This window comes from Streptomyces sp. NPDC096311, from assembly GCF_044763085.1.
Classification (GTDB): Bacteria; Actinomycetota; Actinomycetes; order Streptomycetales; family Streptomycetaceae; genus Streptomyces.
On sequence record NZ_JBIWFN010000001.1, the window covers coordinates 15,138 to 38,995 of the forward strand.

A 23,858-nucleotide genomic window follows, 5' to 3' on the forward strand; every position below is an offset into this window, starting at 1 on the left:
CCATGAGCCCCCGTGTCTGCCGCAAGGGCCGTAGCCGACCGATCCCGTTCGACGTTCACCTTCCTCGCCGATGAGGCGCCCGCCATCGAGGTGCTTCGCGAGACGTACGCCTGACGGCCCGCTCGGGCGGGAGCGTGACCTAGCCGCTCCCGCCCGGCGCCATCCCGCCTACCACGCACAGCAGCACGCAACGCCCCGAACGGAGCCCCGGTGTCCTCCACCCCTGCCGCCATCGAGATGACCCCCACCGACTTGCACACGCACCCCGCCGTAGACGAGATGGCCCGTGACCTGCTGAAGGCGACGCCCGCCATGCTCGCCACCCTCATCCGTCCCGACGACTCCCCGTCGGTCTGGTTCATGGGCCTGGCCAACGAGCGGTTCCGGGAGCGCGCAGGGACGTCCGGCGGCCCGTTCCTGGACAGCGTCGCCCGCGCGGTGGTCACCCGCCTCGCCGAACTGCGCGCCGAACAGGGTCGGGCCTCCGACTGATCCCCTCACCCGCCGCGCCCCGGCGCCCCGCAGCCGGCTCGGGGCGCGGCCACCCTACAAACCGCAAGGACTCCCAACTCCCACGACCAGCATCGTTGAACTGCCCACCATCGCCGTTGTCGACCTGCTGCGGGACTACTGGACGCTTACCGATTAGCAGAGGAAGACCCTCAGCCGGTACCGCGACGCCGACGGGGACGTGAAGGCCAACGACCTCACTGACTACGACGACAGTCGCACCACAGCAGCAATTGAGGCGTCGGACTTCCTCGACGCAGCCATGGAACGGCTCGCTGCGCTGGCGCAGCTCCCCGACGGCATCATCGTCACCGTGCCCGGCCGGTACGAGGAACAGTTCCTCGTCACCACGGGGCGACTGGACGACGCCGCGCGATAGGCGTTCGCCAACGGCCAGTGCCACGCCCTGGCCCGCGCTCTGACCGCCGAGACCGGTTGACCCATGGCCGTTCTGGTCAAGCCGGAGTGCTGCTTTGACCCCGACCTGTGCAGCGACGGCGCCGTGGTGGCAGACGTGTGCTCCTGCCAACTGGCTCACCTGGTCGTGGTTCGGCCGGACGGCTCCCTCATCGACATCGGCGGCGCGCACGGTCCCGGGGCCGTGCTGGGCGCGGAAGGGCTCGTTGCCGTGGAGGCCGACGAGGAGCTGTGGGAGTTCATCTGCAACTCCCCGCACTGGCGGCGCCCCGCGCTCGCAGTCGCCCGGACCTTCGTGAAGCCGCTGCTCGACACGCTCTCTCCCGTCGCCTGATCCACCCACCCCCGCCGCTCGGCCGCGCGTCGGGCGGCCCTCCGAAGGGCCATCACGTCACGTGGACGACCGGCTGTAGTACCGGTTCGAGTATCGCGGCGCTTCGAAATTCGCGGCAGTACGTCCCTTGCACCGGGCCTCACACATCATCGGCCCCCTCAACTTCCCCATCACCATCACCGACGGAGCCGACGTGAATGACCGCAGCACGCCAGTGCATGGCCGCAAGAGTGCTTCTCGAATGATCCCGCGCCCGCATCAGGAAGAGGCACTGCGGGCCATTCGTGAGACCTCCGAAGGCCGGGCACTTGTCGTTATGGCCTGTGGGACAGGAAAGTCCCTTGTAGCGCGTGAAACGGCCAGTGCGCGCACAGCAAGTACGGTCCTGGTGACCGTGCCGACCCTCGCTCTTGCCGAACAGATCTACCGGGGCTGGGCCTCGCGCTTTCCCGACGGCCTGGATGCCCTGATCGTCTGCTCGGATTCCGCTGTGGGGGGCGCAGCTGCCCCGGTCACGGTTGAGCCTGGTCGGATCGCCGACTTCCTTGCCCCGCGCCAGTCCACGCGGATGCGCCTTCTGATCTCCACTTACCATTCGGTGGGGCGAATAGCTGAGGCGTATACGCTGCACGCGTTGCCGCCGCTTGATCTCGTCGTACTGGATGAGGCCCACCACACTGCCGGGCGTGCAGGCAAGGCCTATTCCGCTGTTCTCGACAATGCGCGGATCCCTGCGGTTTTCCGCCTTTCGCTGACTGCGACCAGCCGTATCCACGAGGGCTCCGACGGCACGACGGACATCGTGTCGATGGACGACGAAGAGCTGTACGGGAAGCGCGTTTACGAGCTCTCCTTCGGCAGTGCCATCCAGCGGAAACTGCTTGCCGACTACGAAGTTGCCATCGTGCTGGTTTCGGATCAGGACGTCCACGCGACCCTGCTCGCCCAGGACGGCGGCTCACACGCAAGCTCCAGGTCCAGCGACGCGGCGACGGTGGCCGCCCAGATCGCGCTGTCGCAGGCCATGCACGAGCACGACCTGCGGCAGGTCATCGCCTTCCACAGCCGTGTAGCCCGCTCGAAGGCCTTCTCGGCGACCCTCGGGACGATCGGCGCGACGTCGGCCAAGGTGCGGATCACTTCCCTGCACATGGACGGCAGGACCCCGGCGGCCACCCGGAACTCCCAGCTGGAGATGCTCGCCAGCCCCGCGCGCGGCCGCCGAGTCGTCCTGAACAACGTCCGTACGCTGAACGAGGGCGTGGACGTCAGCAGCGTCGACGGGATCTGCCTGGTAGACCCGAAGTCGTCGCAGACCGACATCGTGCAGGCCGTCGGACGTGCTCTGCGCCTCCACCCCGATCACGATCGCCCGGCGCTGATCCTCCTCCCTGTCTACGTCGCACCCGGCGAGAGCCCGCAGGCCGTCCTGGAAGCCAGCTCCTTCCGACACGTGTGGCGGGTCCTGGCGACCCTCCGCGACCAGGACGAGCGCATGGACGCCGCGTTGACCACCGCGCGGCGGCGCCTCAGCAGTGACATGGCCGAGAACGCGGGCATCGCTCAGGCCGTGTTGCCGGAGAAGGTGAGGATCTACGGCAGCACGAACATCGATGCCAGGTTCGTGGCGGCTCTGGGCGTACACGTCCTGGAGAACACAACCGAGGACTGGTATCACTTCTACGGGCTGCTGGAGCGGTACGCGGCCACGCACGGCCACACGGCTGTGCCCACCTCTACCGATTCCGGAACCCTGGAGAGCTGGGCGGCTCGTCAGCGCGGTCTGTACGCCGTCGGCAAGCTCCCGCCGAAGCGCGCGGCGCTGTTGGAGGCGCAGCCCGGATGGACGTGGCGGCTTGCCGAGTTCAAGCGCGAGCTCGGCCGGTCCGAGCTCGAGCGATTCGTTGCTGAGCGCGGCCACGCCCGGGTGCCGCGCGGCTACACCGTGCCGGATACCGGATACCGGCTGGACAACTTCGTCACCCTGGCGCGCAATCGGCACAAGGCGGGCCGGATGGATACCGAGGAGATTGCCTACTACGAGGCGCTTCCGGGCTGGATGTGGCACGCGCACGACGCGAAGTTCGAGGCGTTCCTCCAGCATCTCGACGCGTTTATCGCCGAGCACGATCACGCCCGGGTTCCGCAGGCGTACAAGGTGGAGAAGGACGGCATCGTCTTCGCTTTCGGTCACACCGTCACCAGGAAGCGCGCCGATTACCGCAAGGGCACTTTGCCCCCCGCGCAGGCAGAGGCCCTGGAGGAACGTCCTGAGTGGGTTTGGGACGGCATCGCCGCTCAGTGGGAAGCGAGTTTTGACGTTCTTGCGTCCTGGGCGGCCGAGTACGGCGATATCAAGGTGCCCTTTGACCGGTCGATCAACGGCGTCGTCATCTACCGGTGGATGCTCCAGCAGAAGAAGCTGATCCGGGAGGGGAAGCAGTCCGAGGACCGCCGCCGTCGTCTGGAGGCTCTACCAGGCTGGTCCACGAGCTGACCAGAGAGGCACCGGACGGTGCCGCTGCACGCTGGCCGGACGGGCGTGAGGGGAATCTCCGTCGTACGGCCGATCGGCTACCTCGGTTCGATCGGCGGGCCATAGCCGTTCAAACGTCTCGACGGGTGTCGCCAGCATCGGCTCGGCGGGAAGCTCGATCACATCGGAGGGGGTACCACAAACCCCTCACCGGCCCAAGGAGGACGCGAGGAAGGTGGCTCGTCGAGAGGGGGTAAACTCACCCCGCCAAGATCACAAAGGTCCACCGGCGAAATGGCGCTTTGTCGGCCAACTGGCCAGTCGAGGCGTGGTGTTGTGTATGTGGTGCAAAGTTTTCCAAGTGCCGGATGAGTCATGCCGGGAACCGGGATGTGTGCACCCTCGACACGACCGTCATGAGGAAGGTGCACTTCCGCGCTGGCACGCGGCCGACTGGTGCAATGCCAACAGGCGTCAATGGTCAGTTTGTGCACCGGGGAAATGGCATCGCCCGCAGCATATGCCTAGCGTTGCCGATGCAAGCCCGGACCCACCACCGAACGAGTCAAGCACAAGCCGAACTTGCCCGCGGCGGAACCGAACAGGCCAGCGGCAAGCTGGCCCGGTGAGCGGCAACGAACGTGCCGCATGCACCAGAAGGCGGGCACCAGAGGGTGGCTCCAACCACCGTCCCGGCACCCGCTCTCGCCAGCACAAAACCAGGCCCCTGCCAGGGCCTGTACATAACGACTCTCAGCGGAGTCGCCACCAGCAGATCTGAGGAACCGCTGGGGCCTTCCACCGGCCTGTTCGACCACGTCGGTGGCGCTCAGAATAGACCAGGCGGCGTGAGATCAGTGCGGCTGCTGGACTTTCATGAGAGAAGGCCCCCGAGCCAGACGGGGCAAACCGCATGACCTCCAAGCACGCGACGGGCCGGGCGGCACCGTGCACCACCGTGTCGGCTCACCGCCGATGCTCCTGGGCCCAGCCGGCCCTTCCGCCCGGGGAAGATCTGCTTCCCCGGGCGAGCGGCGTGCAGCAGGAGCGAGGCAAGCTCCCAGCAGCTGCTCCTGCCGCGCTGCAGAGAAGAACGATTGAGGCTCGCTGCTTCGAGGCATGTGTCGTAACCGATACGCCCCCTGGCATCGCAAACCTCCCGGATCTCGCATGTGAAGGAGCGCACCGATGATCCACCCCCACCCAGAAGCGTCCAACTCTGACGAGTTCAAAGGCTTCAACGAAGCCCGGCGCATCATGTGGTGCCATGACGCTCGTGCCCGCGTGTACGAGCGGTTCGAGCAGACGAGCTTCATCGGTGACACGAACGTTGCAGCGGTCCACGTCAACAACACCACCAGGGCAGACCGCGTGTTCCTCGTGGCATTCGACAAGGCCGGCCAGCAGGTCGGCTTCGACACGCTCTACATCGACGAGCCGAATCAACACCTCGGCATCGCGCCCGAGTTCGACCACGACTTCACCGGCATGGACGTCGTGCCGGACTCTCAGCTTGACCAGGCCATCTCTCGCGAGAACGGCTGGGTCGTCAACCTGAGGGTACTGCGCGAGTACGAGCCCTTGGCCGATCGCCGGGCCACGCAGCGCGCGGCGTTCCTGGCGCATCTGCAGGACATGATGAAGAACGGTGACGTCCGCGGATTCCTGTTTGGTCGGGGTGAGTCCGATGGCACTGATGCGGCGTGAGAGACCACGACCTCGTACCTCAGACGACCCCGTCGGCCAGGCTGCCGGCGGGGTCGTCTGATCTCTGACGCTGTTACAGTGCTGCGTTTTCGCAACAGGAGAGGGGATCAGCACAGCTGATCCGGGCGTCGAACCCGGGCCGAGCGCTTTGCGGGGAGACATGCCATGGACCGGCTCACGCCGGTCCCGGGTGACGCCTCGCGGTGAGCCCTACGAGGCCCCGCAGTTCGTCTTCGGCACCTTCGACGTCCAGGAGCAGCAACCACGAGCAAACCGCTGAGCATGGAGGACCTCACGGTCAAGTTCCACACAGCAACCGCGCCGGCGTCTACCGCGGCGAGACCACGCTCTGGCGGGCCCCGGAGGGAAGTCTCCACCGCGTCGTCCAGCGTCTGGACCCAGCCCAGTGCGAGATCGCGCCCCTCTTCCCCACCGGGTGGATCACGCTTCTGACCCTGCACAAAGAAGCAGACGGCGTCGCCGACCAGGATGAAGCGATGAACCGCTGGCTGGACATCCAGAACCTTCCCCCGACCTCGAGCAGCGACTGGGTGGCAGCGCCCAGGGCCGAAGCATGACCGCCTCCGCCGATTCCGGGCTCACGCTGGACGGCGTCCTCGATCTGAGCACAGCGCTCGGATCTCGGCGATGCGAAGAGCTCGAATACCCGCAGGACTACGCGCCGGATGACATCCGGTCCATGAACAACGAGGTCGAGCAGCTGCACCAGCTGCGCACGCGACTGATGGTCCTGCAGGTCCGCTGGGAAGCAGAGTCCTCCGCCTGAGAAGACGACGATGCCCTGACCGGCTCACGGCGATCAGGGCATCGAATCAGGCCCGGTACGCGGCAGTGCCGCCCTGCCGGGTCGTCACACCGGCGGGATGAGCAGCGAAGCCCCCGCGTAGATGAGATCCGGATTCTGGATCTTGTTCGTCTCGACCAGGATGCCGATCGGCACCCCCGTCGTCCCCGAGATCGCGGTGAGCGTATCGCCTGACTTGATGGTGTATGGCTTTGCCTTGGGCGCGGGCTTCGCCTCGGCCGGTGCACCCAATCGGCTGGGCTTGTCCTCGTCGCCGCGACCCGGCGTCGGATCCTGACTCGCCCCGTTCTCGTCCTGCTTCCCCGTGTCGCCCCCACTCGGCTGCTGGGCGCTGCCGCCTCCGGCGTTCTTCTCGCCGGGATTCCCCGGTGCCTCGACCGGGGCGTGATTACCCTGCAGCGCCTGGATGAAGCCGCCGTCGGACATCGCGAGCTGCGTCAGGCCCCATCCGGCGAAGAGCGCCGCCCCGCCCACCATGACGCTGGCGGCGATGACGGGTCCGTTGCCGAAGCCCATCGGGCCGGCGTAACTCCCCGCAGACGCTCTCGTCTGCGCCGACGGCTTCAACGCCGTCCCCACTGGCCTCTGAATCGTTCCTGTCATCCCTATCTTGGCTCCTTTCGGATAGCGCGCACAGTCATTCATGTCCGACATCGACATTCTACTCATAGTCGAACGGAAGTTGATACAATAAGGGATTGGATGGCAGTCAGCATTCTGTCCGATAGCCCCCCAATGGACCCCTGAGTCACCGACCGCCAGACCGAACGAAGGAACCGCATCACCATGGCCAACTACTCCATCTCCGCCAGCGAGATCACCGAGGGCAAGAACGTCTTCATCCGCGGGAAGCTCGGCTTCGCCGTACTCGCCCGCCTCATCGAGGGCGCGGAGCTCGCCGCCAGCGACCAGCGCAGGACGAAGAACGGCATGAACCCCGTCGGCAAGCCGCACACCACCGCGACGATCATTCACGCCGAGGTCCAGTTCGCCGATCCGAACAACCCCACCCTCGAAGAGCAGTTCGTCTCCGAGCGCCGCTACGACTCCCCGAAGCGGCCCGAAACCGGACCCAACTACGCCATCGACTCCAAGGGCAGCACCCTGCCGGTCATCGTGATCCCTTCCTCGAAGGGCGACGGCACCTACGACCAGGACGAGTCCGGCCGGGAGCTGGCGCAGGGCCTCGACGTCACGCTTGTGCTGCGCACCTACAAGCCGCAGAACTTCAACAACCGCGGCCTGGCCCTCGAACAGGTGATCGTCCACGAGGCGCCGCGCTACTACAATGCCGGCGGCATCGACCAGGCTGAGCTGGCTGCGCGTGGCATCGTGCTCAACGGCACGCCGCGCCCCGTTCAGGCCACTCCTGCCAGTGCTGCCCCTGTCGCCGCCGTCCCGGTGGCGACCGAGGTGGAGGACGGCCTGTCCTTCCCGGCCCCGCAGCCGGCGTCCGCACCTGTGGCCGTGGCCGCGCAGGCTCCGGTTCAGACCGCCCAGGCGACTGTCGCTGTTGCTCCCGCTCCGGTTGCTGTTCCGGCCGCAGCTCCCGCTCCGGCTCCTGCCCGGCAGGAGACCCTGGAGGAGAAGCTCGCGCGTCTTGAGGCCGAGAACGCCTCCCTCAAGGACGCCGGTTCGGCGGTGGGCTCGCCCGTGGCCACCGGCCCCTGGAACGGCTCCGGCCCGGCCCAGCAGGCGGGGATCACCTACCAGGGCTGATCCACGCTGACCATCGATGAGACCCCCGTACTCGCATTCGTGCAGTACGGGGGTCGTGTCTTTCTCTTCCCCTCCTGACGCCTCCGATCGAAAGCGTGCGTCCCACGATGACTCCAGCCGACCCCCATGCCAGGTTCCCGCAGTTCTACGGCAACCCCGCGATCCGCACTCTCGCCAGTGCCTGTCGGTGGACCATCTCTGGGCAGATCGGGGAAAAGCCCCCCGACGATCCCGCCGAGCCGCCGAAGCACAAGGCCCCGATCGACGTACGGCACCTGCTCGCCGGCTGCACGTCCAGCTGCAAGCACACCGGCCCACTACGCGGAGCCTTCGCCCTGGACGAGACCTGCCTGCTCACCCTCGACGAACTCACCGCGGCGATACCGAACGCCGCGAACACCGCCTTCTACCTCCAGGCCCAGACTGACGGGCTGCTCGTCCTCGACATCGAGGCCGACTGCCCGCCAGGTGTGGCCGCAGACCTGCTGCGGCTGCCCGGCATCCTTTACTCGGAGCTGTCGATGTCCGGCCGGGGCTTCCATCTCGTCATGCTGCTGCCGAAGAACTTCCACGACTTCCCCGTGGCTGCCGGCAAGCGCGTCCTGCGTGAGGAACACGGCTGGTACGAGCTGCTCTTGGACCACTGGTCGACCTTCACCCGCCAACCGGTGCCCGATCGCATCGTCGCTCACGTCAACGCAGCAACAGACGCGCCGACCTTCGCCTCCATCGAGGAGCTCTACGCGCAGATGGCCGTGAACGCCAGCGAGAGCTCCGGTGCTTCAGCATCTGCTGTCGACACCGCCGAGGACATGCCCGACATCCCGTACTCACAGGCGATTGTCGAGCAGACCCTGGCCAGTGCACGCCATCAGCTCCGGAATCCCGGCGACTTCAACCACGACATGTCCCGCTGGGAGTTCTCGGTTCTCGCCTCGCTCTACGGCTGGATGCGGACGCAACTGCGCGCGTACAGCGCCCTCGGCGTCGAGTACTCGACGGGCGACACCGCGTGGTTGCTCTACAAGGCTGCGGTCGATGTCATCCCTGCGCGCCCCAAGCACAGCGAGCGGCGCAACGGCCGGCCCTTCCTCCTCGACCGGGCGGCTGCGCTCGTGGCCGACCGCGAGGCCCGTTTCTCGTCGACCAACTGACTGACGCTCTGTGCCTGTTCCTGCTGCTGCTTCTGCTCCTGGTTCATCTGCTGCCTCCGACAGCGGATGGAGTGGGTGGCGGGTGCTGTGGCAGGGCCGAGCACAGGTAGGGGACAGGGCTGGATCGCGCGGAGCGCGATCGGGTGGCGATGTGCAGCGGGGCTCCATCGCCACCAATGGCGGGTGTGCAGGTCTCCGCCAGGCTCCGACGGCGTGGCCCGCGCCACAGGACCATTCACGGCCTATGCAGCCTCGGCGACGCCGAGAGCAGCAGCGCCGTCCTCCGACATCTCTTGTCTTTTTCTCTCTTCCTCGCCCACGCACAGAAAAGACATCGATATGAAGTTCAATGACACCCTGACGACCCTCATCAAGCAGTCGCTTGAGGTCGGCGCGACGCCCGCTCTCATGGGCGAACCCGGCATCGGCAAGTCCAGCTTCGTCGAGGACCTGGCCTACGCCATGGGCACGCAGGCTTTCACGCTGCCGTGCAACCAGCTCGCCGACAAGGCTGACCTCACCGGTGCACGCCTGGTGCTGTACACCAAGGACGACGGCACGCAGAGCTATAAGCAGGTCTTCTACCCGCACCAGGTGATCCAGGAGTGCATCGACTACGCCGAGAAGAACCCGCGTGAGTGGCCGATCCTCTTCCTCGACGAGATCAACCGCACCACCTCCGACGTCACCTCCGGCGCGCTGACCCTGGTCACGCTGCGCCGCATGGGGTACGTCGAGCTGCCCAAGAACGTCCGCATCGTCGTGGCCGGCAACGACAGGGGCAACGTCACCTCGCTCGACGAGGCAAGTCTGTCCCGCTTCGCGATCTTCCACGTCGAGCCCGACGCCGCCACCCTCATGTCCGTCCTCGGCGACAACATGAACCCCTGGGTGAAGACGGTGCTCACGCAGTACCCCGGGCTCATCTTCCAGAAGTCGACGCCCGAGGCCATCGTCGCCGACGGCCAGGACGACGACGACAACGGCAACGTCACGATGGCCGATCTGTTCGACGGCGGCGAGGAGATGAACCAGCTCACCACGCCGCGCACCATCGACAACCTGTCGAAGTGGCTCAACGCGGCCGAACCGCAGCAGCTGGCGCAGTACCTGGCCACCCCGATCCAGATCGGCGACCGCGAGACCTCGCTGTTGAACGAGGCCATCGAGGCCTACGTCGGGGACACCATGTTCACCACGCAGCTCGTGGCCACCATCGCCCAGGACCTGGCGAGCAACGCCGGCAGCGTGCAGCAGAACCGGGTGAACGTCCCGAAGCCGAACTGCTACCAGAGCCTGAAGGCCGCAGCGACCATGACCGACATGGCCGCGGTCATCGCGACGCTGACCGACAACGAAAAGTCCGGGTCGCTGCTGTACGCGCTCAAGGAGAGCAAGGACAACGCGCGCCTCATCGAGCAGCTGGCCCAGGCCATCACCCAGATCGAGCCGGAGCACACCCGCACGCTCATCGAGATGGTGACCAGCCAGCAGATCGACCGCCAGAACCTGGAGGCCTTCATGGAGATCGACGCTCCGATCGTCAACCAGGCCAAGCCGGTCCTCTCGGCCTTCCTCTGATCGCTCGCTCACTGGTGGTGGGGGACTGCTGCGGTGCAGCCCTTGCTGCAACTCCCCACCACCGGCGGCGTTCTGCCGCTGCCTTGTCCTCAGAAGGAGACCACGACCCATGACGATCACCGTCACGAACCAGAAGCCGGCCGTACTCGACGCACTGCACACCATCTCGTGCACCGGTGATTACGACCCGATGCCGGCGATCCGGCAGACCCTCATCGACCCGCTGCTGGAGCCGTTGAATCCCAACGCCCCGGCGAGCATCACCGACGCCCAGGGCGCTGACCTGACGGGGGACATTCCGGATCTGGTCCTGAGCTGCCTCGGCGAAACGCTGAACGTGGCCAGCGAGCAGACCGTCAAGGAGCTGCTCGGGCAGACCCTGATCAACTTCGACCAGGGCACACCGCTGCCGGTCGCCGAGCTCTTCGCCGTCCAGGCCGGGCAGCAGAACAAGATGCCCGCGCCCTCCCCGCGGGTGCTCTACACCGCGCAGGCTGATGTCCTCCCGGCCGCGAAGGCTCTGCTGGCGGGGACCGGCGACGAGAGCGCCTTCTTCGCCTCGATCGCCTACACCTTCCACCCCGACATCCTCGGGTTCTGGTTCCAGTCCTCCGCCGCCTTCGACGACTTCAAGATCTGGCTGTCCCAGCAGACACAGACGATGGCCAGTGCGTTGCCGCCGGCCACCACCAAGTTGCTCAACGACTTCACGGCCCTGTCCCTGCAGGGGCTCGCCGAGTCGCTGCTGGTGCGCAAGGACGACTCTGACGCCAACGATGAGCACTCCTTCGCCCGCGTGCTCGTGCACATGCTCATGAACTACGTCGAGCAGCAGCGGGCCCAGGCCAGCCAGCAGAACACCGCCCTGGGCACCGGCGTCCTGCCGTTCACGATCGGGGAGCTGTTCTGCCCGCGCTCCCTCGTCCTGGTCAACGTCGAGGCCCATGCCCGGGCCACCGCGGCGAAGATCACGGGGGAGTGGAACCTCATTAACCAGTCGCTGGCTTCGCCGGTGAAGGTCGTCTCGAACACGTCGCTGTCCAAGCTCACATCGCTGCCACGGGCCGCCGCCCGGGCCGCCGCCCTGGGAGCCAAGCAGCAACCGGGCCAGCCTGGCAGCCGTAGCGCCCAGGTGGCGTTCCGCAAGCAGCCACCGAGCAAGCTCGACCTGCTCAAGGACATCACCCGTGTGCTGCGCCGGATGGGCAAGGTCAACAAGTCGCAGAACATCTTCCGCACGACGAAGGCGACCTTCCTCAAGGCCAACCGCCGGAACCCGGACGACTTCAACAAGCCCGGCCGGATCACCTCGGTGCAGTACATGCCCGACCTGCACATCTACATCGACACCTCCGGTTCGATCTCCGAGGAGAACTATCAGGAGGCGGTCATGATGCTCATCCGGATCGCCCAGAAGCTCAACATCAACCTTTACTTCAACTCGTTCAGCCACTTCCTGTCCCAGGAGGTGATGCTGCGCACGGAGAACAAGTCGACGGCTCAGATCTGGAAGGAGTTCCGCAGGATCCCGAAGGTGTCGGGCGGAACGGAGTACACGCAGATCTGGCAGTACATCAACGCCAGCCGCGTGCGCCAGCGCAGGCTCTCGCTCATGGTCACCGACTTCGACTGGCTGCCGCCGTCCACGCGTCAGGACCACCCGAAGAACCTGTACTACGCACCGTGCTCCGCCATGGACTGGTCGTCCATGGTCGACCTGGCAAAACGCTACGCCGACTCGATGCAGCACATCGATCCGAGCATCCGGCAGAGGCTCCTCGGCATGGTCGTCTGACCCTGCTGCCCCAAGAACCGCCAAGAGCGGTGCCGTGCAACCAACTCCCCTGGCCGGCACCGCTCTTGGCGACCCCTGACTTTCCCTCTCACCCATCCGTATCCCTGCTCGGTACACCGTGGCGCATCCATCCAGCGCGCCACCACGCCGAGCGACCCGCACCGAAGGAGGACCCGGTGGGTCTCAGCAACTTCACACCCGGCGGCTCCGACGACGACAAGGGCAACGGCGGTGGCGGCAGCTTCCCTCCGCAGTTCCCGCCCGTGGGACTGCCGTCCAGCGGTGGCAGCGCCGACGACGTCAAGGAGCTCCTCGTCGACTACAACGAGAAGTTCAAGAACGCCGATCCGACCATGTTCCGTGACACGCTCATCGGGCAGGTCCTCTCGGTCGTCATCAGCAAGACCAAGCCCAACGCTCTGCTGGTCGGTTCCGCCGGCGTCGGCAAGACGAAGATCGTCGAGGACATCGCACGGCGCATCGCGCTCGGTGACACCCTCATCCCGGACCAGCTCAAGGACCACACGATCTACGAGCTGCCCATCACCAACATCATCGCCGGGACCGGCGTCGTCGGCTCGTTGGAGGAGAAGGTCAAGGCGATCGTCGAGTTCGCCTCGGATCCCAAGAACAAGGCCATCCTGTTCATGGACGAGATCCACCAGATCACCGGAGGGTCCGGCAGCCATGGCGACGCCGTCGGCCGCAAGATCTCGCAAATCCTCAAGCCGGCCCTAGCCCGCGGCCACATGTCCGTCATCGGCGCGACCACCAGCACCGAGTCTCGGGCCTTCGACGAGGACCCGGCCTTCGCCCGCCGCTTCACCCGGCTCATCGTCGACGAGCTGAGCGTGGAACAGACGCTGGCCGTGATGACCAAGGTCCGGCCCGGCCTGATGGCGCACTATCGTCACCAGATCGGGGTCTCCGACGACGTCCTGGCCTCGGTGGTGCAGATCGCCGAAGCAAACTCCCGGGCCGGCCAGCACCGGCCGGACAACGCCATCACCCTGCTCGACCGCGCGATGGCTGACCGGGTCCTGGAGCAGAAGAAGCTCATCGTCCAGGCCGAGAACGACGGCGACACGGCACTCGCGCAGACCTTGCGGTCCATCCCGCAGGTGCCGCTGACGAACACCCGTGTGCTCGATGTGGCCAAGCGCCTGATGACCGGAAACGCCCAGCGCAAGGACCTCGACGTCGCCGCGCTGAGCGCCACGCTCACCAGCCGCCTGCAGGGCCAGGACGAGGTGCTCGCCAGGCTCACGGACCGTCTGGCCCGCGAAGAGCTCGACCTGTTCCCGACGAAGACGCCCACGACGTGGCTCTTCGCAGGGGCCTCGGGCGTGGGTAAGACCGAGGCAGTCAAGATCATCGCTGAGGAGACAACCGGCACCGAGCCGATCATCCTCAACATGACCGAATTCCACAGCGAATGGTCGACGTCGAAGATCATCGGCTCACCTCCCGGCTACGTCGGATCGGACTCCAACCAGGAGCTCCCGTTCGACACGCTGGAGTCCAACCCCCACCGGGTGATCCTGCTCGACGAGTTCGAGAAGGCTGACAAGGCCGTGCAGCGCCTGTTCCTCTCGGCGTTCGACGAAGGCTACATCCGCAACGCCCATGGCAAGATGCTGGACTTCTCCAAGGCCCTGGTCATCTGCACGACCAACGCCGCCCGTGATTCGCTCGACGGCAAGATGATCGGCTTCGGCAACAACCCGAAGACCATCTCGAACCAGAGCCTCAACAGGACACTGGGGCAGTTCTTCGACGCCGAGCTGCTGGGCCGGTTCTCACTGGTCGTGGGGTTCAACCCCATCGACCGGCAGACCTACCGGCAGATCATGGCAGCCGACTACGAGCGGCAGCGTGAGCGGATCGTCGAGGCCAAGCCGCGGCTGGCCCAGGCGCTGCCCGCGTCGATGCCCGACGACGAACTGCGCGCCATCGAAGAGACCACCTACGTGGACTCCCAGGGTGCGCGACCGGCGCGCAAGGCGGTCCGTACCTGGATCGAGGACTACCTGCTCGCTGCCCCCACCGGCGGCACAGCCTCGGCATCCCCGTCGGACGGCTGAGCAGCCGTCCACATCGCGCCGAGCGCTCCTGTTCCGGAACATCTGGAACAGGAGCGCTCGGCGTACCTCACCCCCACGCCCTCATTGATCAGAAGGGGGGACAGCCGTGTCCACCATGCTCCCCGAACCTCTGCGCCCCGCCGGTCTCGACGCCCTGCCCGACCACGTCGCCACCGTGGGCACGGCCGAGGAGCAGCCGACGACGGATTGGATCGACGACGTTCGGTCGGCCCTCGCGTTCAACGAGGGCGCGCAGCACCCGACCGTGATGACGCTGCGCGACGTGCTGCTCGACGATACCGAGCGCACCCCCGAGCCGGCCCTCGCCGCCGCCCGCGTCCTACTTGCCGCGCACACGCGCGAGCTGTCCGCCCTCGCCCGCCGCGACACCAACGCGTACCGCGACGAACACGGCGTGAACCGCAACACGCGCGGCCTGCTGACCGGCATGCAGCACACGCGGAGGCTGCTCGACGACCACGCGCTCACCCTCGACGGCCAGCACGCCCAGTGACGGGCGCAGCGTGGGCGATCGTCCTCGCCCTGGTCGTCGCGTCCGGCGTGCCCCTCGGCCTGTGGGCATGCCGACGCAACCCCGGCCCCCTCGCCCGCAACGCCGACCGCGCCCTGTTGCGCCTCGCCAAGAGCGAGGGCCGATGCCCCTGCGGCTGCACCTCGTGCCGAGTGCTCACCGAACGCGCCCAGGAGAACCCGAGATGACCACCAACCGCACGCGCTATCACGTCGGTATGAACGTGATCGGCCTCGACTCCGAGTACCGGATCGAATGCCTCGGCGACCTCGACGGCGCCCGCGCGTGGCTTGAGGCCGACATCGAGAACACGGCCAAGGACGCCGAGGACCGCAGCGAGTTCGACGACTGCCTCGTAAAGCTCGCCACCATCCCCGACGCCGAGATCGTCGGCGAGCACCGCATCGACGCGTACCTGTTCTGGGTGCGCGCTGTCGAGGACTGCGGCTGCCCGGAGAGCCTGCGTGACGACCGGTCGTACGCCATCCAATGGGGCACGGATGACGGGCAGTGGCACGGCAGCATCGTCTCCTCGGCGATGTCCGGCCGGGACGAGGTCGACGCGTACGTCGCTGACGTGCAGGCCCTCGCCGCCCCCGGCGTCACGGTCCGGGCGGTGGAGATCCGGCTGACGCACACCGTCCTCCCGGCGCCCACCAAGGCGAAGCCGGCCGATGTCGACCACGGGCCCGTCGCCGCCCGCACGCTGCGCTCCGGGTGCCGCATCAACCTGTTCGACACCGACCGCCTGATCTACCGGGTCGCGTACCTGCACGCCGGCAACTACCTGCGGCTCCACACCGTCCCGCCGGACGGCGAGCACCCGGGCTACTTCGTCTTCACCAAGTCGCCCCACGACCTGGTCGAACTGATCTCCCGCGGCCCGGCAGTCGACATCACCGGCAAGCCCGTCGTCGACGCCAGCTGACCCCGGCACGGGCCGCTCGACCCGGTCCGTGCCCCTCACCCTCGGCCGACCGCACACCGCAGCCGGACGGCCGAGACCCGGTGCCAGGCGTGCCAGACCGACCACCACCACGAGGGCTACGGCACGCCGGCCACGGACACCCGCTGACCGTAACCCGCCCCGCACCGCCCCGGCGTCGACCAGTCGGGGCGGTCGCATGTTTCTCCACGAACGGGCTTGTGTGTAGCTACACACATGGGTCCCCCGGATCTCGATGCCAGCGATGCTGCCGTCGATGGTTCCGGCCGGCGCTCGGACTCGACCTCGAAGTGAGGTGAGCTGCCGCTGATGAACGACCGCGCGCCTGGGTAGCGCGCGGTGTCCGGGGTGTGGCTTCGCCACAAACCCCGGACTCAGGGGCCTAACGGCCCCTGACGGGTGGGTTGAGAGGAACACGGGCGGGGCTCGTCGGCTGACGAGAGCCCCGCCCTGTTCGTACCTGCGCCCATGACCCAGCCCCGTCGCTGCGCATTTCGCTCGCCTTCGAGTATTCGACTGACTATTCACTTCTTGTTGGAATTGCCGTGCGGCGTAATTCGGGCTTTGTCTCAATCCGCCTCTCGATCCACTGAAGAAAGGCAACGACATGCCTGTCGTGCTTGATGACCTCGATCTCTCGGCCAATGCCGTTGCTCAGAAGGCCGTCGACCCGAAGTTCTTCTCCTCGAAGCTCACCGGCAACGGCAAGAAGATCGGCCTGCTCAACGAGTCCCTGCTGCCGATCAACACTGCCACCAACACCGCCTACGCCATGGCCGCCGATATCGAGGTCAAGCAGAGCTCGACGCAGCACGACATCACCACGACGTCGATCCCGCTCGCGCCGATCATGCGCCGTGCCCTGAACGCAGGCGGGTCCTTCACCCTGCCGAGCCCGCACGCCGACGACCGCTTCGCTGTGGACACTTCGTCCAGCCAGTTCGACGACTGGGACGTCGTCTTCGACATGACCCCGCAGGCGCTCGTGTTCTACGAGGACAAGTCCGGCGGCAAGTCCACGCGCGACCTTGTCATCCAGTACCGGATGGAGCTGTACTTCTTCAAGAAGGGGCTGCTCGAGCCGGAGTATGCGACCGCCGTCTCGCGCTCGGCCGGCTACGGCAACCACGACGCCGCCGTCTTCCTGCAGTGGGACACCAGCCCCCTGGAGAACGCCCGTGACTACGTCCAGGACGTGCTCACATCCGCCGGCCTGACGGCCTCCAACCTCGGCGATGAGTTCGACGAGTGGATGCGCCAGTACTCGATCTACGAGCGCATCACGCGCCTGGCCCAGATCTGGGACTCCGAGGCGATAGCCGACGAGGTCTGCCGCTACATCCAGGACATGCCCGCGGGCCCGACGGAGCAGCAGCTGAACATGCTCGCCGTCCAGCTGCGCTACCTGGAGAACTACAACGTCCCGCTGGAGGCCTACCGCCAGATCCACAATCAGGTGGATGCGACCTTCTCCGACCGGATCGCCACGAAGCTGTCGAAGCAGAACCTCAGCCTGCTGATGAACCACACGCTCGACCATCTGGAGCAGATGAAGCCTCAGTTGATCGTGCCTGCGCAGCCGGCCACGCCTGCGAATCTGCCGCCCTACCTGTCCAAGCAACAGCTCGACGCGCTCACCACGCACGAGCCGCTGGTGATGACGCAGGCGGGAGCCGGCACCGGCAAGTCGACCGTGATCCTCGAACGGATCAAGTATCTCGAAGCCTGCGGCGTCCCCGCCTCGGACATCACGGTGCTCTCGTTCACCAACGCCGCTGCCGACAACATCACGGAGAAGAACCCGGACGTCGGCTCGATGACGATCGCCAAGATGATCATTGACATCTACTCGATGAACCACCCGAGGCACAAGGTCTCGGCGATCGACACGATCATCAACTCGATCGACATCTTCTACCCGAACAGCCAGTTCGCGGCGACGTTCCGCCACCGCTTGCTGGAGGTCGACCAGAACAGGACCGGCGCGTTCACGGCCCTGAACACCTTCGTCGAGAGCCACTTCGACGAGGTGATCGCCCTGCTCGACCGTATCGAGCAGACGTCGCTGGAGCTGCAGATCATCATCTGCTACCAGAAGATCGACGACATGGCCGAGCCGGCCCACGTGCAGTCGCAGTACCTCATCATCGACGAGGTGCAGGACAACAGCGTGTTCGAGTTCATCTACGTGCTGAAGTACATCACCAAGCACGCTCAGTCCCTGTTCATCGTCGGCGATGCCTCGCAGACGCTGTACGAGTTCCGCTCGGCGAACCCGCGCGCGCTCAACACACTTGAGGGCTCAGGGGTCTTCGCGACCTTCAAGCTCACGACGAACTACCGGAGCAACCAGGAGATCCTGGACTTCGCGAACGTCGTGCTCGGCGGACTGGAGACCAACCAGTTCGCCAACATCCAGCTGCAGGCGAACTCGCTCGCCATGCCCACGGTCGACTCGTTCCAGGAGAAGGTCACCCTGGAGTACCGCGAGGTGGCCAGACTCACCGGGTTCGTCACCCAGGACCTGCAGGCGATCGTGCGCAACACGGTCATCCCCGACTACGTGGACAAGTGCCTGGACCGGGGCGAGCAGGTGGCCTTCCTGGCCTACTCACGCCGCGAGGTGTCCTTGATCCAGGATGTGCTCGAAAAGCGCTACCCGGCCCGCCACGTCGCCTCTCTGGTCAGCGATCGGGTCTACGCCACGGACATCTTCTCGAAGTACATCAAGCTCTTCTGGAACGACGTCCTGCAGGCACCGCCGGCCAACGCCGCGTTCGTGGTCTCCCAGGGGATCAAGGACAACATGGACAAGCTGACGAAGAACGCTGCCAACGCCAGCGTTGAGAAAGCGATCCTGCGCACGATCTCCGAGTGGTGGATCGAGAACAGCGCGACCATCAACGGCTGGGTCACGCTCTGCCACCAGGGCACGCTCACGCACGTGGCGTTCTTCGATCGGCTGCGCGACAACCTGCTCTCCTTCGAGATTCGGCGGAACCAGCAGAAGCTGAACATCAACAAGCAGAAGAACCAGGAGCGCAAGCGGAAGAACCTCGAGTCCAAGGCCGACCTGGTCGTTTCGACGATCCACGGTGCCAAGGGTCTCGAATTCGACAACGCTGTCGTCCTCTACAGGGAGGACACGAAGATGACCCAGGACGTCAAGCGGATGTTCTACGTCGCCTTCACTCGTGCCATGAAGAGCCAGTACGTACTCGGCTACGGCACCGTGAAGAACCCGCCGATCCAGAGCAGTTACGAGCAGATCGTGACGGCTCTGACCGAGCGCGACAAGAGGAACGCCGCTCGCGCCCTCGGCATCGATCCGGACCTCCTGGACGACAACGGCAGCGCTGCTCCCGGCAACACCGACGATCGCTCTGCGATCACCGCGGCCGTCTGACCAACCGCCGCCACCCGATGCCGCAGGGGCGGGTGTTCTCGAAGAGAGGCACCTGCCCTTGCGGTCTTCCACACGTCACACCCCTGAATGACCCAGCCCCCAAGGTCACACCATGACCGTGTTTGGCACACAGGGCACCCGGCACGAAGGCGTACGACGGACCGCTCTCCGAGAGCCACGCCGAAGCCTGGCACTACCTCGACCAATGGACCATCCACGGCGAGGTCCTCTTCGCCGTCACCGCCCTGGCAGAACGCCAGGCGCAGCAAGCCGCACCCGTCATGTCCCCTTCCCGCACAGAGACCTAGGCGGGACGGCGGTGTTTGAGCAGCGCCGGGCCTTGCCTCCCGCCGCCACCACGCCTTCCCGCCGAAGAACAGGAATCCACCCATGGACTTTCCCAGCCTGGAACTGAAGATCCGCATGACGCTCGTGGCCGGCCCGGACCTGAGCGTCTTCGTCCCCGTGCGGCTGTACTACAAGGACACCGACCCCTACGCGGTGCAGTTCTCCTTTGACGTCACGCCCGACAAGGTGGTCCAGTGGACGTTCGCCCGGGAACTGCTCGCCCAGGGCCTCACCGCACCCGCTGGCATCGGCGACGTGAAGATCATTCCGATCGGCCCTCACCAGAGCCGCTGCCTCAGCATCGAACTGGAATCCCCCGACGGATGCGCCCGCCTTGAAGGACCGGCAGCTTCCGTCAAGGCATGGCTCGCCAAGACCTTCGAGGTCGTCCCCGCAGGCCGGGAGTCTGAATCCGTCGACATCGACAGCTTCCTCGACGAGCTTCTGACCGACTGAGCCAAGCACCGCCCCGCGCAAGAAGATCCGCGCCGCCATGTCACAGGAGCGGCGCGCAGCAGCCTCCGCAAAGGCGACGGCCTTGGCGACCGCGCCACCGTCTACCTCGTGATCGACCGCTCCTACTTGATGAAGCACTACTTCACCGACGGCACCGTCCAGCGGTTGAGCGACCGGATCCTCAGCCTGTCGGCACACCTCGACGACGACGGCAAGGTCCTGGTCGGCACGGCTTCTTCTCCGGCGGAATGCACACGCTCGCGCGAGGCGGCCTGTTCCGCCGCTCCCAGAGCTTCGTCGACGTCGCACTCGGCGCCCCCCCAGGGCCGCATCGCCGAGCTGCACAACTCCCTGGGGTACCCCCAGTACCCCGTGTTCCCCGGGGACGCCGCCCGAGCAGCAGAACTTTGCGTACGACGTCGCGCGCGCCGCGGTGGAACTGCTGGGCGACCAGTGGGGTGCCGAGCCCGGCACCGCCCCCAATACGGTCCTCCTGAACAACGCCGACCCCGTGTACTTCACCATCGCGCCCGACGAGGAGGTGGAGGGCGTGCTCCGCATCCGCAACATCGACAAGGCGTACACGCAGTACGGGGACACCGACACCAGGCTCCTGCCGTCAGGCACTGCGGCCGTCATCGCGCAGTACATCTTTGACGTGATCGGCGAGATCTTCTGACCCAGTGCGCGGCACGCTGCGCCCGGCGGGTACACACGCGCTGAACATCGAGAGGAGGTCAGCGCTCGTCCGCCGTCACCTGCGAGCACTCGGCTCGTCCTGCCCCACGGCCCCGGCATTGGTTACCGGCCTGGTCCCCCGAACTTTTTCCGCGTCCGACCTTGGAGCTGTTGTGGCGTACCTGTATGTCCGTGTGAATGGCGTTTTCGGCGTCAGTCAGGCCGATCAGCAAACCGCGGATCCCCTTTCTGAGAAAGACATCCGCAGCGCGTACGCGGAGCAGCCGGTCTACATCGACAGCGACGACACGAGCGTCACCGTGACCTTCGACGACGCGGGTCCGGTCATCACGTACTTCGCACAGCGCCCGGCTGACTGGAGCGACTAGCCAGACCGGCTGCCGCTGAACCCGTGAGCAGCCTCCACGCTCGCGCAGCATGCCACCGAGACCACCCGGACCGCGCCAGGCTCACGCCTACTTACCGCACTTGCGCCGGGCCCCGGTTGCCACCTGGCCCCGGCGCGAGTGGCCTGCCCAGCTCCGGCGGGAGCGACTCCCGACGGCAATGCTCACCACGCCGAAGGCCGCACCCGCCACCTGCGCCCCGACCGGCGACTTCGCAGACACCAGCGGCACTCCTGACCGCGACATCAACGACGACGCCGAATCTGAGCAGCCGGGCTGCAAGCCATCGAGGCCAAGGCCCTGAACTGCTCAGCCTGAACTGGAGGTTGTCCATCATGCCGTTCCCCAAGCGGGAGCGAACCATCCGTGCCGTGGCCGGCAAGTTCGCCGCGTGGCGCCCGTCCGGCTGGCGTCGCCAGGCCGATGAGGGCGGCGGAGGCGTCGGCTTCCCCGGCCACCCGATCGGCAGCTTCGACCATTGCTGGTGCGGCGCCGAACGCAACCATGACTGGGCTGGCAAGAACAGCGGCGTTCCGCACCCGCAGCTTCCGAGCGAGACGGAGAATCCGTCGTGACGCGCCAGGTGCGCCTCAGGCGGTCCATAAAGCCAGGAAGGGAGAAGAAGGTCCTCGTGACCGATCACCTCTATCAGGACGGGCTTTTCCAGCCGGACGACGTCGAATTCACCAAGCTGCCGCGCAAGGTCATCACCCTGTGGCGGATCAAGATCGTCACCTCGGCGGTCATCCTCACCGCCATCGTCGCGACCTTCCTCGGCTTGCTCATGCCCTGGTGGCTCGGCTGGAATCCACTCTGGGCCCTGACGACGGCCGTCTTCCCACTGCAAGCCGCATGGTCTTGGTCCCGGCTTCAGACGCGGTGGCAGTTCACCGGCTACCGCCTCGACGAGGAGGAAGTTCAGGTGCGGCACGGTCTGCTGGAACGCTCCCTGGAGGGTTTCCCCTACGGCCGCATCCAACTGGTCGAGGTCTCCTCCGGCTTCTGGGCCCGCCGCCTCGGACTGGCACACGTCAGCATCTCCATCGGAGTGCACGAGCACTCCAGCATCGGCCCCGTCACCACCGACGAAAGCGCCCGGCTGCGCAGTGAACTGATGGAACTCACCCGGCACAGGGCGGTCGAGCTGTGAGCGATGTGATCGAGTCTGGCCGCCTGCACCCGATCACGGCCGTACGCAGGGCGTGGGTGCCAATCAGTGTCATCGGATGGTTCGTCTTTGACCACCGTGACATCTTTGCCAAGGTCGCGGACGAGTACGGACTCTGGGGGCCCGGAGCCCTGGCGGCCGTCATGACGACGGTCTTCATCGCGCTCGTGTTCGCCTCCTGGCGCAACACGGCCTTCACTCTGACTGCCGATCACCTGGACTACCGCTGCGGCCTGGTGTGGCAGGTGCAGCGTCGCATCCAGCTCAGCCAGATCCGTACCGTGGACATCGAGCATCCGCTGTTCGGCCGCCCCATCGGCGTCCGGGCCATGACGTTCAGCACGGCGAATGGTCCGACGAAGCTGGCCTACCTGGGGTCGCGTGCCGCAAACCGGCTGTTGGACGCAGTGGTGGTCCGGACCGGAGCCTCGTCGGCGAAGCGGAGCGACGAGGGTGTCGTCGCCCGGGTCAGCGCCACGGATCTGGCGCTCTCGATCCTGCTGGACGCCGAGGTGATCATCGGTCTCTGCGTCGGCGGAGCCACGAGCTTCATCCCCTTCATCACCTCCGGGCACGCCCTCACGCTCGGTCTGGCCCTGCCCTGGCTGCGGTCGGCCTGGCGCGCCACCGGCAAGCGATTCCCGCAGTACCACGGGTGGATCGTCCGAGAGGTAGAGGCGGGCTACCGAACCGAAAGCGGGCTGTTCAACAAGAGGCAGTACACCTGGCAGCGTGACCGGATCTCCTCGATCACCGTGCACCAGCCCTTGCTCTGGCGCTCACGGAACTGGGTGAAGGTCACCGGCGGCATCGTGGGCCACAAGGATCTTCTCCTTGTCCCGGTGACCACCCGGGCCCAGGCCGAGAAGATGCTCGTACGCATCTACGGGCCCGAGGTACTGAAGCTGCTGGACAACCCGGTGCGGGTTGCCCCACGGGCCCGCTGGTGCACTCTGTGGTGGCGCGGCTGCGCCGTCAGCTCCACGCAGGACTTCGCGGCCGGCTGGCGAGGGCTGTTCCTGAAGCAGACCGTCACCCTTGCCAGGATCACCCGGGTACTGGGTGTCCACATCACCCAGGGGCCCTGGCAGCGGCTCCACAACGTCGCCCACGTAACCCTGGAACTTCCCGGCGGATCGCACGTGAGGGCGATCAACCGGAACACGGAAGAGGCCACGCAGATCGCCCGCACCGTACGCAGTTCTGCCGTTCGAACCGCTCTGGCTGGCGTCCCGATCGCCCGCCGAGCGGCGCGCTGAGCGGGTAAGGGAAAGCGGCGCACCGTTCGCGGGCCGATACGTACCGAATGGTCAC

At 66.3% G+C, this 23,858-nt stretch carries 23 protein-coding genes and 1 pseudogene; 23 read left to right on the forward strand and 1 reads right to left on the reverse strand.

Annotation, left to right across the window (positions count from 1 at the left end):
• The first annotated feature begins 210 nt into the window (after window positions 1–210).
• From ACIRA5_RS00080 to ACIRA5_RS00105, 6 genes are all read left to right on the forward strand, one after another.
• Window positions 211–492, forward strand: a complete 282-nt coding sequence (locus ACIRA5_RS00080) for a hypothetical protein (protein ID WP_403685821.1) — start codon at window positions 211–213, stop codon at window positions 490–492.
• Between the two features lie 199 nt (window positions 493–691).
• The gene (locus ACIRA5_RS00085; RefSeq protein WP_403685823.1) at window positions 692–889 is read left to right on the forward strand and encodes a hypothetical protein; all 198 of its coding nucleotides are present in this window, start codon (window positions 692–694) and stop codon (window positions 887–889) included.
• A 63-nt stretch (window positions 890–952) separates the two neighbouring features.
• On the forward strand, window positions 953–1,261 hold the full coding sequence (locus tag ACIRA5_RS00090) for a hypothetical protein (RefSeq protein WP_403685824.1): 309 nt from the start codon (window positions 953–955) through the stop codon (window positions 1,259–1,261).
• Window positions 1,262–1,502: 241 nt separating this feature from the next.
• Window positions 1,503–3,758, forward strand: a complete 2,256-nt coding sequence (locus tag ACIRA5_RS00095) for a Helicase associated domain protein (protein WP_403687163.1) — start codon at window positions 1,503–1,505, stop codon at window positions 3,756–3,758.
• A gap of 1,167 nt (window positions 3,759–4,925) precedes the next feature.
• Window positions 4,926–5,444 (forward strand): hypothetical protein, encoded by a 519-nt coding sequence (locus tag ACIRA5_RS00100; protein WP_403685826.1) that lies wholly within the window; start codon window positions 4,926–4,928, stop codon window positions 5,442–5,444.
• Between the two features lie 574 nt (window positions 5,445–6,018).
• Window positions 6,019–6,231, forward strand: coding sequence for a hypothetical protein (locus ACIRA5_RS00105; RefSeq protein WP_403685828.1), 213 nt, complete (start codon window positions 6,019–6,021; stop codon window positions 6,229–6,231).
• 84 nt (window positions 6,232–6,315) lie between these two features.
• Here the strand turns inward: ACIRA5_RS00105 and ACIRA5_RS00110 are convergent, their stop codons facing one another.
• A complete protein-coding gene (locus ACIRA5_RS00110) occupies window positions 6,316–6,786 on the reverse strand; it encodes a LysM peptidoglycan-binding domain-containing protein (RefSeq protein WP_403685829.1) in 471 nt (156 codons plus the stop codon).
• Window positions 6,787–7,056: 270 nt separating this feature from the next.
• Here ACIRA5_RS00110 and ACIRA5_RS00115 point away from each other — a divergent pair, with 270 nt between their 5' ends.
• The 17 genes and pseudogenes from ACIRA5_RS00115 (at window position 7,057) to ACIRA5_RS00195 (ending at window position 23,803) form a co-directional block, all read left to right on the forward strand.
• Window positions 7,057–7,989: a hypothetical protein gene (locus ACIRA5_RS00115; RefSeq protein ID WP_403685830.1), complete on the forward strand. Its 933-nt coding sequence runs from the start codon at window positions 7,057–7,059 to the stop codon at window positions 7,987–7,989.
• Window positions 7,990–8,084: 95 nt separating this feature from the next.
• The gene (locus tag ACIRA5_RS00120; protein ID WP_403685832.1) at window positions 8,085–9,143 is read left to right on the forward strand and encodes a hypothetical protein; all 1,059 of its coding nucleotides are present in this window, start codon (window positions 8,085–8,087) and stop codon (window positions 9,141–9,143) included.
• 339 nt (window positions 9,144–9,482) lie between these two features.
• Window positions 9,483–10,724 carry an AAA family ATPase gene (locus tag ACIRA5_RS00125; RefSeq protein WP_403685833.1) on the forward strand — a complete coding sequence of 414 codons (1,242 nt, stop codon included), beginning with the start codon at window positions 9,483–9,485 and terminating at the stop codon, window positions 10,722–10,724.
• A gap of 109 nt (window positions 10,725–10,833) precedes the next feature.
• Window positions 10,834–12,519, forward strand: coding sequence for a hypothetical protein (locus ACIRA5_RS00130; protein ID WP_403685835.1), 1,686 nt, complete (start codon window positions 10,834–10,836; stop codon window positions 12,517–12,519).
• A gap of 176 nt (window positions 12,520–12,695) precedes the next feature.
• Window positions 12,696–14,603 (forward strand): AAA family ATPase, encoded by a 1,908-nt coding sequence (locus ACIRA5_RS00135; protein ID WP_403685836.1) that lies wholly within the window; start codon window positions 12,696–12,698, stop codon window positions 14,601–14,603.
• A gap of 106 nt (window positions 14,604–14,709) precedes the next feature.
• Window positions 14,710–15,117, forward strand: coding sequence for a hypothetical protein (locus tag ACIRA5_RS00140; protein ID WP_403685837.1), 408 nt, complete (start codon window positions 14,710–14,712; stop codon window positions 15,115–15,117).
• Window positions 15,114–15,323: a hypothetical protein gene (locus ACIRA5_RS00145; protein WP_403685838.1), complete on the forward strand. Its 210-nt coding sequence runs from the start codon at window positions 15,114–15,116 to the stop codon at window positions 15,321–15,323. The genes ACIRA5_RS00140 and ACIRA5_RS00145 overlap by 4 nt, the downstream gene beginning before the upstream one ends.
• Window positions 15,320–16,063 carry a hypothetical protein gene (locus ACIRA5_RS00150; RefSeq protein WP_403685839.1) on the forward strand — a complete coding sequence of 248 codons (744 nt, stop codon included), beginning with the start codon at window positions 15,320–15,322 and terminating at the stop codon, window positions 16,061–16,063. The genes ACIRA5_RS00145 and ACIRA5_RS00150 overlap by 4 nt, the downstream gene beginning before the upstream one ends.
• 625 nt (window positions 16,064–16,688) lie before the next feature.
• A complete protein-coding gene (locus ACIRA5_RS00155) occupies window positions 16,689–19,487 on the forward strand; it encodes a UvrD-helicase domain-containing protein (RefSeq protein WP_403685840.1) in 2,799 nt (932 codons plus the stop codon).
• A 122-nt stretch (window positions 19,488–19,609) separates the two neighbouring features.
• Window positions 19,610–19,795: a hypothetical protein gene (locus ACIRA5_RS00160; RefSeq protein ID WP_403685841.1), complete on the forward strand. Its 186-nt coding sequence runs from the start codon at window positions 19,610–19,612 to the stop codon at window positions 19,793–19,795.
• 82 nt (window positions 19,796–19,877) lie between these two features.
• Window positions 19,878–20,291, forward strand: a complete 414-nt coding sequence (locus tag ACIRA5_RS00165) for an SsgA family sporulation/cell division regulator (RefSeq protein ID WP_403685842.1) — start codon at window positions 19,878–19,880, stop codon at window positions 20,289–20,291.
• Window positions 20,292–20,393: 102 nt separating this feature from the next.
• Window positions 20,394–20,510, forward strand: a pseudogene (locus ACIRA5_RS00170) (VWA domain-containing protein); the annotation flags it as partial.
• A 214-nt stretch (window positions 20,511–20,724) separates the two neighbouring features.
• Window positions 20,725–20,970, forward strand: a complete 246-nt coding sequence (locus ACIRA5_RS00175) for a hypothetical protein (RefSeq protein WP_403685843.1) — start codon at window positions 20,725–20,727, stop codon at window positions 20,968–20,970.
• A 4-nt stretch (window positions 20,971–20,974) separates the two neighbouring features.
• Window positions 20,975–21,358, forward strand: a complete 384-nt coding sequence (locus ACIRA5_RS00180; RefSeq protein ID WP_403685844.1) for a hypothetical protein — start codon at window positions 20,975–20,977, stop codon at window positions 21,356–21,358.
• Between the two features lie 353 nt (window positions 21,359–21,711).
• Complete coding sequence (locus ACIRA5_RS00185) at window positions 21,712–21,951, forward strand: hypothetical protein (protein ID WP_403685846.1); 240 nt, start codon at window positions 21,712–21,714, stop codon at window positions 21,949–21,951.
• 56 nt (window positions 21,952–22,007) lie between these two features.
• On the forward strand, window positions 22,008–22,526 hold the full coding sequence (locus ACIRA5_RS00190; RefSeq protein ID WP_403685847.1) for a PH domain-containing protein: 519 nt from the start codon (window positions 22,008–22,010) through the stop codon (window positions 22,524–22,526).
• A 56-nt stretch (window positions 22,527–22,582) separates the two neighbouring features.
• Window positions 22,583–23,803: a PH domain-containing protein gene (locus tag ACIRA5_RS00195; protein WP_403685848.1), complete on the forward strand. Its 1,221-nt coding sequence runs from the start codon at window positions 22,583–22,585 to the stop codon at window positions 23,801–23,803.
• Window positions 23,804–23,858 lie beyond the last annotated feature (55 nt).

Bases quoted from the DNA above. Each gene is read 5' to 3' on its own strand.
- ACIRA5_RS00130 (WP_403685835.1), top strand. From the start codon at position 10,834: ATGACGATCACCGTCACGAACCAGAAGCCGGCCGTACTCGACGCACTG.
- ACIRA5_RS00185 (WP_403685846.1), top strand. From the start codon at position 21,712: ATGCCGTTCCCCAAGCGGGAGCGAACCATCCGTGCCGTGGCCGGCAAG.
- ACIRA5_RS00090 (WP_403685824.1), top strand. From the start codon at position 953: ATGGCCGTTCTGGTCAAGCCGGAGTGCTGCTTTGACCCCGACCTGTGC.
- ACIRA5_RS00110 (WP_403685829.1), bottom strand. From the start codon at position 6,786: ATGGGCTTCGGCAACGGACCCGTCATCGCCGCCAGCGTCATGGTGGGC.
- ACIRA5_RS00155 (WP_403685840.1), top strand. From the start codon at position 16,689: ATGCCTGTCGTGCTTGATGACCTCGATCTCTCGGCCAATGCCGTTGCT.
- ACIRA5_RS00100 (WP_403685826.1), top strand. From the start codon at position 4,926: ATGATCCACCCCCACCCAGAAGCGTCCAACTCTGACGAGTTCAAAGGC.
- ACIRA5_RS00125 (WP_403685833.1), top strand. From the start codon at position 9,483: ATGAAGTTCAATGACACCCTGACGACCCTCATCAAGCAGTCGCTTGAG.
- ACIRA5_RS00095 (WP_403687163.1), top strand. From the start codon at position 1,503: ATGATCCCGCGCCCGCATCAGGAAGAGGCACTGCGGGCCATTCGTGAG.
- ACIRA5_RS00115 (WP_403685830.1), top strand. From the start codon at position 7,057: ATGGCCAACTACTCCATCTCCGCCAGCGAGATCACCGAGGGCAAGAAC.
- ACIRA5_RS00165 (WP_403685842.1), top strand. From the start codon at position 19,878: ATGGACTTTCCCAGCCTGGAACTGAAGATCCGCATGACGCTCGTGGCC.
- ACIRA5_RS00105 (WP_403685828.1), top strand. From the start codon at position 6,019: ATGACCGCCTCCGCCGATTCCGGGCTCACGCTGGACGGCGTCCTCGAT.
- ACIRA5_RS00150 (WP_403685839.1), top strand. From the start codon at position 15,320: ATGACCACCAACCGCACGCGCTATCACGTCGGTATGAACGTGATCGGC.